Genomic DNA, 11,658 nt, shown 5'->3' with positions numbered 1-11,658 from the left:
GCCAGGACCACACGGTTTTGCCGTACGCTTATCCACGCCGTCGTCGAGGCGTAAACCAGCGTCCACCGCAACCCGCCCAACGTCCGTGACGACGGCCGACGCCCTTCTGAGTAGGACGGGATGGGCAAATATATGCACCTGATTTCAATTCTGGTAAACAGAAATATTTTTTAATTCGGGGCTTGACACGACTTCCGAATACCAGAAGTGATTTGCCTCGGCTTCCGCCTTTCCCCTTCGAGCTACGGCGGGACAGGTCGCTCGTTGAGCTACGGCGGACAGGTCGCCAAGGCTACGCGGGGCGCGGCCGTCGGCCAATAGGCCGCATGTTTTTGACTTGCCAGAGCGCAACTCGGCTCTTTCACGCCGGGGAACGACGCACTACGCTGTCGCAGCGCAGCAAGCCTTGTCCGACCAATCAAGCAGGCACCCGCGCAAGGGAGGGGAAAATGATGCCGCAGCTCACGCCTGTGAACCGCCGCAAATTGCTGGCCATGCTCGGCGGCTCAATTGCCGCGCCGTATCTCGCAAGGCGCGAGGCGTTCGCGCAAGAGGCGTGGCCGACGCGGCAGGTGAAATACGTCAACGGTTTTCCCGCCGGCGGCGCTACCGATACGCTGTCGCGGATCATCTGCCAGAAGATGAGCGACCTGTCCGGACAGACCTTCGTCGTCGAGAACAAGGCCGGCGCGGGCGGCGTGCTGGGGGCCGATGCGGTGGCGAAATCGCCGCCCGACGGATACACGCTCGGCCTCGGCGGGATCGCCAGCAACGTGCTGGCGATCGGCAGCTACGCAAAACTTCCCTATGATCCGCGCGGTGATTTCACCTTCATCGGCGGCATGTGGCAATTGCCCAATATCCTGGTGGCGAGGAAGGATCTGTTCTCCTCGGATATCAGGGAATTGCTGGCCGCGTTCAGGAAGGAGCCGAAGAAGTACACTTACGCTTCGGCCGGCTTCGGCACCACGCTGCATCTGTCGGGCGAGATGATGAACAGCATGGGCGGCGTGGAGGTCAGCCACATTCCCTATCGTGGCGCCGGGCCGGCGTTGACCGACCTGCTCGGCGGCCGCGTCGATCTGTTGTTCGACAATCTGCCCGGCTCGTTGCCGAGCGTGCGGGCAGGCCAGGTCAAGGCGGTTGCCGTCACCTCGCTGAAACGCATTCCCGAACTTCCTGATGTGCCCACGATGGCCGAGGTGCTGCCGGGATATGCGATGACGTCGTGGACCGCGCTGATCGGGCCAGCGAACATGAAGGCCGATCTTGTCGCGCAGGTAAGTGCGCTCACCGTCAAGGCGCTCGCCGATCGCGCCTTGCAGGAGCGCTACGCCGAGCTTGGCGCCACGCCCTGGCCGGCGTCATCAGCCGAGATCAGCAAATTCCGCGACGACGAGGAAAAGCGGCTGCTGCCGATCATGCAGGCGGCGGGGATCAAGCCGGGGTGAGGGGGCTGGTGGTGGGGGACAGCAGCGGTAATGACCAACGCGCTACTCGGACCTCCGCGAACGGCACGCCGCGAAGACTAGGCGGTTGTTGCCAGCAGCATCCTATGACACCATCCAGGTACCGCGTTTTCATGATCTCTGGATGCCTATGCCACCTCGGAAATATACTTGGGAAAAGCTGTCGGATGAGCAGTTGCTCAAGCAGCGTCTCAGCAGCCTGAAGGTCAAGATCAAGGGCACCTGGCTCGAGGACTGCCTCGGCACTCTGAACGAAGAGCTCCAGGCGCGGGGCATACGGCTGCGGCCGCACGCGTGGATATCGAGCGAATGGTTCAGTCCGGCAGATGTGCCCGGCATTGCCATCCCATTCTATCTTGCCCATCCCCGCCTGATGAAACTCGAGAAAAAAATGATGCTCGAGGTAGAGGGAAGTACCTGGTCGGAGTGCATGGCCATCCTCCGTCACGAGGCAGGCCATGCCGTGCAGCACGCTTACCAGTTGCAACGCCGCCGGCGCTGGCAGCAGTTGTTCGGCCCGTCCTCGAAACACTATCCGCTCTACTACCGGCCCAATCCGGCCAGCCGGCGTTACGTCCAGCATCTTCGGCGCTGGTACGCGCAGAGCCATCCGGACGAGGATTTCGCCGAAACCTTTGCGGTGTGGCTGCGACCGCGGTCGAAATGGCGGGCACGCTATGCCGGTTGGCCGGCGCTGAAGAAGCTCGAATATGTCGACGAGCTGATGAGCGAGATTGCAGGCGAGCGGCCGCCGACTACATCACGGGAGCGTGTCGATCCGCTGTCCGGGCTCAGCCAAACGCTTGGCGAGCATTACCAGAAGAAGCAGGCGTTCTACGCTTTCGAGCCGCCGAAGACGTATGACCGCGACCTATCCCGTCTGTTCTCCACCGATCAACGACATCGACGGGCGCAGCCGGCGGCGTCCTTCATCAGGCGGCACCGCGCGCAAGTCAGGCAGCTGGTCGCGCTATGGACGGGCGAGAACCAGCTTACGCTCGATGCCGTTCTCGATGACATGATCTCCCGCTGCCGCGAACTCGGTCTCCGGGCCCCGGGCTCGGAACGGAAGCTTGTGATCAACTTCACCATTCTGTTGACCGCCAAGACCATGCACGCGCTGTTCGGCCCGTCACGCCGCAAATGGATCGCGCTATGAGACGCCTGCGCGTTCTAGTCCTGATGCATCCGGACTTCTTGCCGCCGGACTCGACCGACGGATACACCGCGCAGGAAATCAACCGATGGAAAACCGAATTCGACGTCGTGAGCACCTTGCGCGCGGCCGGCCACGATGTGCGCCCGCTCGGCGTGCAGGAGGAAATCAAGCCGGTCCGGGACGCGATCGAAAGTTTCAAGCCGCATGTTGTGTACACATTGCTGGAGGAGTTCCACTATACGTCGGGGTATGACCAGCACATCGCGAGCTTTCTCGAACTGATGAAAGTCCCGTATACCGGCTGTAACCCGCGCGGCCTGGTCCTGGCGCGCGGCAAGGACCTGTCCAAAACGTTGGTGCACCATCGCCGGATCGCGGTGCCGGCCTTCGCCGTGTTTCCGATGCGCCGCAAAGTCAAACGGCCGACGCGTCTTGCGCTGCCGCTGATCGTCAAGAGCCTGAACGAGGATGGATCGTTCGGCATCTCGCAAGCATCCATCGTCGATACGGACGAGAAGCTCGCAGAAAGAGTAGCGTTCGTCCACGAACGGATGGGAACTGCCGCCATCGCCGAGCAGTACATCGAGGGACGTGAGCTCTATGTCGCCGTGCTCGGCAATAATCGGCTGCGAGTTCTGCCGGTTTGGGAATTGAAATTCGGCAGCATGGGTGGCCAGGGGGCACGGCAGATTGCCACCGAAAAGGTCAAACACGATCCCAGTTACCAGGAACGCGTCGGAATTGTAGACGGGCCGGCCAAGAACCTTGCGCCGGAGGTATCTGCCCGCATTCAGCGAACCGCGAAACGCATCTACCGTACACTGAAGCTCGATGGATACGCACGCATCGACTTTCGGCTCTCTGCCGACGGCACTCCGTATTTCATCGAAGCGAATCCCAATCCCGAAATAGCGAAGAGCCAGGAGTTCGCTACAGCTGCCCGGCATGACGGGCTTGACTACCCCGACCTGCTAAATCGCATTCTGGCCCTCGGAATCAGCCGGGCAAAGGCGGGCGCATCCGTCGGCTGAAAGGCAACGCAAAACGGTCATGCACAGCGGTGGTGCACGCTCGGAAGTTGACGTTCTGCGCTCGTCAACCCAAGGCGGGAGATATGAAGTCCCTGTGCAGGCAAGTTGGTCTTTGGGCGCCATCGAACCGCACGGTGATGCCGGTGGTACGAGGGCTCAGCTCAATGACAATGCCAGCCCGGTCAGCCAGCTCGGGGCACCGAGCGACTCCAAGTTTACTCATCTTGAAACGGGTGCCGACAAAAATTCTGTCGGCTTTCTGGTCAATCATTATGGCTATTCGATAAGTCGAAAAAAATCGTCTTCAGTAAAGCAAAGCGTCAAATCGCAGGGATCAGACTAGATCGGATCAACCCTGTGAACAATCTCCGGAGTAATACCGGACTCCGCAACGCAAGTAAGCTGCGTATCGCAGCGCAACATTGATCGTTACTCGTGAGCACGCGGCCAGTCGCGAAGGCGAGTAAAGCCGGCCACACGATGACGCTACTTTCGTCTACCAAGGACACGCGATGCAGAAAGGCAACGCCCCGGCGGAATGTCATCTACCGAAGAAAATCTCCTTAGTATTTCCCGGACCAAGCGTGTATTTCCGGAACCCAGTTGGTACGGAGCGGGCCATGGAATTATTTCGGGCTGAGATGGTGGCCGTTTTGGAGAGTGAGACGGACAAAAATTGCCCGTCTTGTGGTGAGAGGTTGAAGCTGGTTCGAACAATGGTGAGCCCGCGCACCGGCTGTATCGTCCACATGTTCGAGTGCTCGTGCGGAGAGCGCACGTGGGACGATTAGACGATTAAGAGTACGGCCTGGATCGATTGGACAACGTTGTCGCGCGGCAGGCTTGAAGACGAAGATGGTGGGTTTCGCTCCGCCTTCGCTCTTCGAGCTACGGCGGGACAGGTCGCTAAACCACCCAATGAAACAGATCATTGATCCGTCCTGACGTTCAGCCGACCAATTCGACCTTGCCGCTGTCGAGCCGATAAATACCACCGACAACCCTGATCTTGCCCTCGGCTGCGGCGGCGCTGAGGATTGGCGTCGCCGATTTGAGCCGGGCGACAACGTCGATGACATTCTGGCGGATGGCGTTCGCGAGCTTGTCGCCGGGCTTGTCCGCGCTGGCCTTGACGGCAGGCGCAAGCGCGTTGACCAGCGACGGCAGGTGGCCGGGCAGAGTGGTGTTGTCCTTGAGCGACTTGATCGTGGCATCGACGGCGCCGCAGCTGTCGTGGCCGAGTACCAGGATCAGCGGCGAGTTGAGCACGGCTACGCCATATTCCAGGCTCGCGACCGTGTCGTCATTGGCGAAATTGCCGGCAACGCGGCAGACGAACAGATCGCCCCGGCTGCTGTCGAAGGCATATTCCGGCGCGATGCGGGAATCCGCACAGCTCAGGATGCTGGCAAAGGGATTTTGGCCGCCGACGAGGGCCTCCCGCTCAATCTTGAAGTCATGCCGGCGCGAGGTGCCTTCGACATAACGCACATTGCCCTTCATCAACCGATCGAGGGCGGCGGCCGGCGACATCTGGTTCTGCGGCTTCGGCGGCGGTTTTGCATCCTTGGCTTTTGCATCCTTGGCAAAGGCCGCCGGCGCAAAGGCCAGAGTTGCGGCGATCCCGCCTGTGAATTGAAGAAAGCGGCGGCGTGAGGTTTCACGAACTTCAATGGCAGGGCTGGCATCGCAGACACGGCACATGGCGGTTCTCCTTGGGGAGACGATAGCGATGCCGACGTTTATGTCACTGCGAGTGACGCGATGCAATCGGGCTCGCCGATTGCAACTCCAGCGGGTTCGCGCAAAGTGCGCTCAAATGGCAGTTCGTAAGATACGTCCTTACGCCCGCGACGACGCCTGTCGCGATACGCTGTAGGCGTCCCAGCTGCCCCAGCTCACCTGCGCGAGGCTGCGCAGATCGGTCGCCAGCGGCCGCTTGGTTCGTCTCTCGTGCGCGGCGATGCATCGCTGGGATTCAGCGATCTTGCGCTTGAGCTGGGCCAGGGCCTTTTGTTGCGCATGGCCGGCCGCGCCGGTCATCTCGCCAACACGGAAGCGGGCGATTTCCAGTTCCTTGACGGCCTCGCGGTTCTTCTTGAGCTGAACCCGGTGCCAGGCGATGTTGCTATTGCTTTCAGCGATCATGTTTGCAGCCGTGATCAATACGAGTGGGCAGGAGAGAGAGCGCCTGCGCGCGCCGGCCAGGTGACCCGACCTGGTCAATCCCTTGGATCCTCTCCTGGACTTTCGAGGATGAGACGGCTTGGTTAACGAAGGGTTAATGGCGTGGTAACGATCTGCAGGATCAGCGCCCGATAGCCTCAGCGCTGCTCCGCCGTCGCCGGCTTCTGATCGTCATCCGCCAGGCACCGGATGACAAAAGCGGTCCAGTCGCGCGGCAGCACCTTGGCGAGATGGGCCTTGCGCCGGCATTCGAGTTGCTCGGCCTTCTTGGCGTTCGCCTTCTCCTCGGTGAGGGAGGATTGCCTGATCCGGCGCAGCGTCACCGGCTCGCCGTCGGACTCGAATTGCAGTTCGTATTTCCGGCCATCCCTGGCGGTCGCCGCACAGGTGATGCTGGAGACCTGCCGCGTCGCGATGATCCCCATCTGACGGCAGGTGCCGGTCGATGATTCAACCAGTGGCACCGGCAGGCCGTCGACCTTCGGCCTTTCCTTGGAGTTCAGCAGCATCCGGTCGACCTGCAGTTCATAGACGTTGTCCTGCTCGCGGCGGCCGGTTTCGCCGGAGAACGAAATGATGTGGCTGTCATCCTTGGGATCGTCGAGCACGATCGTGAAATGCGCGCGGCCCTGCTGGCCGTGGAAATAGGCTACCGCCTTGCAGCCGAAATCGCTGCCGGCGATCTTGAGCCTGGTGCACTTGCCCGAGATGTGCGCGTACATGTCGATGTCGGGCTCTTCACGTTCCACCGCGCCCGCGGTCAACGATGGCGTTGCCGCACAGAGAACGCCAACAAGGAACGGCCAGCACAAGCGCATCGTCATGTCCGGTTCAGGAGAATTGGCCCGGTCAGGCACCGAGGGAATATCAGTTCGAATCGCATTCTGGTGGAACACTTTGTCGTTTCGATGGAACTTTTTGCCGGAAAAACACGGCAATCTGCCGCACTGCACCGGGGAATCATGGCCCTTTTAACCCGACACTAACTGGGATTCCTAACCGGGCTTCCATTCATCGCTGGCCTGATACCCATAGCCTCCAGCGTTGTCGATGCGAGGGTTGAGGACTTGAAGACCGGAGCCAAAGCAAGCGCAGACGTCGCACAGGGCTATGCCGTGCGGCTGATGCAGCATTTGGTGGTCCCGACCTTCGTGCTCAATCCAAAACGGCGCGTCGTGATCTGGAACCGGGCCTGTGAGCGCCTGACCGGCGTCGTCGCGGCTGACGTCATCGGTACATCTGACCATTGGCGCGCGTTCTATCAGCAGCAGCGTTATTGCCTGGCCGATCTGGTCGCGCTCGGACGGCCCGACAAGTTGAGCCAGCTCTATCCCGAGCACACCATCCCCGATGACGGCGTCGGCTTTTCCGCCGAAAACTGGTGCGTGATGCCGAAGCTCGGCAATCAATTGTATCTTGCCATCGACGCCGGCCCGATCCACGACGAGGACGGCAAGTTGATCGCCGTCGTCGAGACCCTGCGCGACATGACCGATCAGAAGCGTGCGGAGCTGGCGTTGCAGACGCTGGCCGCGAGCGACGGCCTGACCGGCCTTGCCAACCGCCGTTCGTTCGACCAGGCGCTGGCGATGGAATGGGCGCGTGCGCAACGGACCAAAAAGCCGCTGTCGCTGCTGTTGTGCGACGTCGACCATTTCAAGCTCTACAATGATCTGCACGGCCATCAAAAAGGCGACGAGTGTCTGCGCGCGGTGGCGGATGCGATCGGCAAGAACGCGTTTCGCCCGGCCGATCTTTCGGCGCGCTATGGCGGCGAAGAGTTCGCCATTATCATGCCCGAGACCGATTCCGCCGGCGCGCGAAAACTCGCCGAGCGGCTGCGCGACGCGCTGGCGCGGGGCCGGCTGCCGCACGGCGCGCCTTGTGTGCCGCCGTTCGTGACGCTGAGCATCGGCATCGCGACGCTGGTGCCGAGCGAGGATACGCGCGCGGATTGGCTGCTGGGGCAGGCCGACCAGGCGCTCTACGCCGCGAAATATTCCGGCCGCAACCGCGTCGTGTCGGCCGACAAAGTGCTCGCCGCGTTCGCCAGCGCAAGGGATCTGCGCGAGAGCGAAGCGCCCCTGCCGGTCCGCAAGCGACGGGCGCGCAAGTCGGCTTGACGTTCGCGCTTTCCGTCATTTCCTCAAAACGACCGCGGCCCTCGTCAGGGGAGCTGACAAGGGCCGCGTTAGAACACATCGTCGCGCCTAGGTTCGCAACGAGGTGTGGGAGCTCGGGATTGCGAATTAGAACGGCAGCAGCACGTCCATTACCTGCTGGCCATAGCGGGGTTGCTGCACGTCGGTGATCTGGCCGCGGCCGCCATAGGCGATGCGGGCCTGCGCGATCTTCGAGGAATCGATGGTGTTGTCGCTCTGGATGTCTTCCGGGCGCACGATGCCGGCGACGATCAGCTCGCGGATTTCGAAGTTGACGCGGATCTCCTGCTTGCCTTCGACCACGAGATTGCCGTTCGGCAGCACCTGCGTCACCACGGCGGCGACGTTGGTCTGCAGCGCTTCCTGGCGGTTGACCGAACCCTTGCCGTCGGTCGACGCGGTCGAGTCCGCCGTCAGGATCTTGCCCGGCAGGATCTTGTTGGCTTGCGTGATCGTCTGGGATCCGAGGAAGTCGGTAACGCCGGAGTCTTCCTTGCTGGAGCGGCTGCGCTGGGTCTGGTTGGCGATGTTGGCCTTGTCGGTGATGTTGACGGTCACCGTCATGATGTCGCCGACGCGCGCGGCGCGCTGGTCGCGGAAGAACGCGCGTGAGCCGTTCCGCCACAGCGAGTTCGCATTGTAGGAGGCCTGCTCGGGCTTGGGCATCGGCATCTGCACCGGCTTGTAGCCGGGCTGCGTGGTCGGATTCTCGATCTCGGTCAGCTTCGGCTTTTCGCCGATCTGGGAGAGGCGGTCGATCGAGGAGCAACCGCTTGCGAACGCTGCCACGGCCAGCAAGGCGCCGGTGAGAATGAAGCGGTTGATACGGGAGACTGACATTTACATTACTCGGCTTTTGGAGCGACTGACGAACTGAGTTTGGCGACGGCGACGGGGGCGGCTTGTCCGGTGCTGCCGAGCGAGGAGGTGGTATCGGCGGCGGCCGGCGCAGGACGGGACGCGGCGACCGTGATCGAGACCTGGCCGCGGCCGGTCACGGTGCCGGACACCGTGCGCTTGGATTGCAAGTTCATGACGTTGACGACGTCGCCTTCGGTGCCGTTCTCGAGCGCCTTGCCGCGCACGGTGAGGTAAAGTCCGGGGGAATCGTAGACCAGCGTGACGTTCTGGTCGCGCTGCACGAGGTCCGGCTTGGCGAGATCGGCAACCCGGACGGCCTGGCCGGCGCGCAGCTGGCGGCGCGCCTGCATGCCGACCGCGCGGTCGCGCGTAGCGGCATCTGCGCCGACTTCGGCCTTGGGGCGGCGCTCGACCACGACGTCGGAGGATTTCAGAACTTCGTTGCGCTCGATGCCGCGCGCCAGCACCGCGGCCTCGACGGTCTCGATCGCGGTGCCGGTGAAGCGCAGCTTGATAGGCGCCGTGCCGCTGTCGTTGGATATTTCGAAGGTGATGTCGAAGCGGCCGTTGCGCGGATCGAAGCGCACGATGGCGGCCTGCATGCCGCCGGTGTTGGAAGCATCGAGCCTGACATCGCCGGGATCGCGGTCGAAGGTGAGATTGAGACTGGCGGCCTCACCGAGGCCGTTCTTGCGCTCCAGCGTGCGCGCGATCTGCTGCTCGATGTCCTTGCCCTCGAGCGTGCGGGCCAGCCGCGTCACCGAAATTTCCTTCAGGTCCCGTGTGTCGACACCGATCACGTGATGCGACCGCAGCGCATTGAGCACCTGCGCGACCGGCAGCGAGCCGGTGGTGCCCAGATCCGGCGCGCGGTAGATCGCGATCTGCGCAGCGCTGCCGGCGTTGTCGATGATGTCGCCGATGCGCACCAGGTCGCCCGTGACGGTCACGCTGGCGCGCAGCGCGGGTGCGGCGATGACGTCGCCACGGGTCTGCGCGACCGCTGTCGTCGCGGAGGCGGCGAGCAGTGCGGTGGCAAGGAGGAGCGCGCGGGCGATCATGACAATTCCTCAGCGGAACATGTTGGAGGTGGACTGCAGCATCTGGTCGGCGGCGCTGATCACCTTGGCGTTCATCTCGTAGGCGCGCTGCGCCGCGATCAGGTCGGAGATTTCGGTGACGACCTCGACATTGGCCTGTTCGAGATTGGACTGCTGCATGTCGCCGAAACCGTCGGTGTTGGCGATGCCGTCCTGCGGCGGACCGGAAGCCGGGGTGTCCGTGAACAGATTGTCGCCGATCGGGTTGAGGCCGGCCTTGTTGATGAAGCGGGTCAGGCCGATCTGGCCGACGGTCGACGGCGTGGTCGATCCCGGCAGCAATACCGACACCTGGCCCTGGGCGTTGATGGTGAGGCCGGAGGCGCTCTGCGGGATCGTGATGGTCGGCTGCACCGGATTGCCCTGCGAGGTCACGACGCGGCCCTGCGCGTCCATCTGGAACGAGCCGTCGCGGGTATAGGTGTAGGTGCCGTCAGGCATCTGGATCTTGAAGAAGCCTTCGCCGCGGACCGCGATGTCGAGCTCGTTGCCGGTCGGCAGCAGCGTGCCCTGGCTCATCAGGCGCGGCGTGCCGACGGTCTTGACGCCACCGCCGATGTCGACGCCGACGGGAAGGATGGTGCCCTGGTCGGAGGCCTGCGCGCCGACGCGCCGCACGTGATCGTAGATCAGGTCCTGGAACGCGGCGCGCTGCTTCTTGTAGCCGGTGGTGCGCATGTTCGCGATGTTGTTGGAGATCACCTGAACGTTGAGTTCCTGTGCCGCCATGCCGGTTGAGGCTGTGTAGAGTGCGCGCATCGATCAAAACTTTCAGGTTATGCCGGAACTTCGGCGAGTTTCTCGATTGCGGATTTGTGCAGATCGCTCTGCTGCTGCAGCAGGGCCGAAATCTGCGTGTAGGCGCGCGTGATCTCGATCATGCGGCTCATCTCGGTCACCGAATTGACGTTCGACTTTTCGATGAAGCCCTGACGAACCCTTGAAGTGGTGTCGATCTGGGCGACGACGCCCTGGCCCGCCGAGTAGAGGTTGCTGCCTTCCTTCTCGAGCTGCTGGGCGTCGGCGAAAGAAACCAGTCGCAGCTTGCCGCGGACCGAATCGATGCGGCCGGTGCCCTCGACCACGGTGATGCTGCCGTCGGCGGCGATGTTGATTTCCTTGTCGGTCGGCTGGAACACGATCGGGCCGGAGGTGCCGAGCACGGGATTGCCGCCGGCGGTGACCAACTGGCCCAGATTGTTGATCTGCAGACCACCGTCGCGGGTGTAGCGCTCGCCGGCCGCGGTCTGCACCGCAAGGAAGGCCTTGCCGTCGATCGAGACGTCGAGCGGGTTCTTGGTGATTTCGGTATTGCCTGCCGCGAAATCCTTGAAGGTGGCGCGATCCTGCACGAACGCGACTTGGCGGTCGGGGCGCTGGAAATTGTCTTCATGCGCGGGCGAGCGCAGAAATTGCTCGAACAACGACCGGTCGGCCTTGAAGCCGTTGGTGTTGACGTTGGCGACGTTGTTGGCGACGACATCCATCTGCCGTTCCAGCACCATCTGCCGCGATAGTCCGACGAGAAGCGTATTCTCCATCGGTGGTTCTCCCCTTCATCGATCCGCGTGCTGCTCTCCCAAGCCGCCCGCCGATCTCTCGAACCGCCCAGGCTCTCCCAAGCCCGTGGTCCGCCAAGTACTCAGCGAAAGCCGTGCCAGTTTGGAAAACGACGATTTTTAAAGGGGT

General features: G+C 62.5%; 12 protein-coding genes. 5 read left to right on the top strand and 7 right to left on the bottom strand.

What is annotated here, in order from left to right; genetic code table 11:
- Positions 1–449 precede the first annotated feature (449 nt).
- The 4 genes from JQ629_RS17540 (at position 450) to JQ629_RS17525 (ending at position 4,002) form a co-directional block, all read left to right on the top strand.
- A complete protein-coding gene (locus tag JQ629_RS17540) occupies positions 450–1,451 on the top strand; it encodes a Bug family tripartite tricarboxylate transporter substrate binding protein (protein ID WP_212413716.1) in 1,002 nt (333 codons plus the stop codon).
- A 142-nt stretch (positions 1,452–1,593) separates the two neighbouring features.
- Positions 1,594–2,628, top strand: coding sequence for a putative zinc-binding metallopeptidase (locus JQ629_RS17535; RefSeq protein WP_249135114.1), 1,035 nt, complete (start codon positions 1,594–1,596; stop codon positions 2,626–2,628).
- Positions 2,625–3,659, top strand: coding sequence for a D-alanine--D-alanine ligase family protein (locus JQ629_RS17530; protein WP_212264278.1), 1,035 nt, complete (start codon positions 2,625–2,627; stop codon positions 3,657–3,659). The genes JQ629_RS17535 and JQ629_RS17530 overlap by 4 nt, the downstream gene beginning before the upstream one ends.
- 112 nt (positions 3,660–3,771) lie before the next feature.
- Complete coding sequence (locus tag JQ629_RS17525; protein ID WP_212413715.1) at positions 3,772–4,002, top strand: hypothetical protein; 231 nt, start codon at positions 3,772–3,774, stop codon at positions 4,000–4,002.
- A 605-nt stretch (positions 4,003–4,607) separates the two neighbouring features.
- Here JQ629_RS17525 and JQ629_RS17520 read toward each other — a convergent pair.
- The 3 genes from JQ629_RS17520 to JQ629_RS37750 form a co-directional block, all read right to left on the bottom strand.
- A complete protein-coding gene (locus tag JQ629_RS17520) occupies positions 4,608–5,363 on the bottom strand; it encodes a carbonic anhydrase (protein ID WP_212413714.1) in 756 nt (251 codons plus the stop codon).
- 138 nt (positions 5,364–5,501) lie between these two features.
- Positions 5,502–5,807: a hypothetical protein gene (locus JQ629_RS17515; protein WP_212413713.1), complete on the bottom strand. Its 306-nt coding sequence runs from the start codon at positions 5,805–5,807 to the stop codon at positions 5,502–5,504.
- A gap of 176 nt (positions 5,808–5,983) precedes the next feature.
- Positions 5,984–6,670, bottom strand: a complete 687-nt coding sequence (locus JQ629_RS37750; RefSeq protein ID WP_312010929.1) for a hypothetical protein — start codon at positions 6,668–6,670, stop codon at positions 5,984–5,986.
- A gap of 243 nt (positions 6,671–6,913) precedes the next feature.
- Between JQ629_RS37750 and JQ629_RS17505 the strand changes: the two genes are divergently transcribed.
- Positions 6,914–7,969 (top strand): sensor domain-containing diguanylate cyclase, encoded by a 1,056-nt coding sequence (locus JQ629_RS17505; RefSeq protein ID WP_249135112.1) that lies wholly within the window; start codon positions 6,914–6,916, stop codon positions 7,967–7,969.
- Positions 7,970–8,095: 126 nt separating this feature from the next.
- Here the strand turns inward: JQ629_RS17505 and flgH are convergent, their stop codons facing one another.
- Genes flgH through flgF form a run of 4 tightly spaced genes read right to left on the bottom strand, consistent with a single transcriptional unit; the run spans position 8,096 to position 11,510 of the window.
- Positions 8,096–8,848: a flagellar basal body L-ring protein FlgH gene (flgH, locus tag JQ629_RS17500; protein WP_212264282.1), complete on the bottom strand. Its 753-nt coding sequence runs from the start codon at positions 8,846–8,848 to the stop codon at positions 8,096–8,098.
- Positions 8,849–8,853: 5 nt separating this feature from the next.
- Complete coding sequence (gene flgA / locus JQ629_RS17495) at positions 8,854–9,930, bottom strand: flagellar basal body P-ring formation chaperone FlgA (protein WP_212413712.1); 1,077 nt, start codon at positions 9,928–9,930, stop codon at positions 8,854–8,856.
- Between the two features lie 9 nt (positions 9,931–9,939).
- Entirely contained in the window at positions 9,940–10,728 is a 789-nt protein-coding gene (flgG, locus tag JQ629_RS17490; protein WP_192740248.1) for a flagellar basal-body rod protein FlgG, read from the bottom strand.
- Between the two features lie 17 nt (positions 10,729–10,745).
- Positions 10,746–11,510, bottom strand: a complete 765-nt coding sequence (gene flgF / locus JQ629_RS17485; RefSeq protein WP_212264284.1) for a flagellar basal-body rod protein FlgF — start codon at positions 11,508–11,510, stop codon at positions 10,746–10,748.
- Positions 11,511–11,658 lie beyond the last annotated feature (148 nt).

Origin of the sequence: Bradyrhizobium sp. AUGA SZCCT0222 (genome assembly GCF_018130205.1) — a bacterium.
Taxonomy (GTDB): Bacteria; Pseudomonadota; Alphaproteobacteria; order Rhizobiales; family Xanthobacteraceae; genus Bradyrhizobium.
The sequence above is the reverse complement of the archived record's forward strand: the minus strand, read 5'-3'. Positions and strand labels throughout refer to the sequence as shown.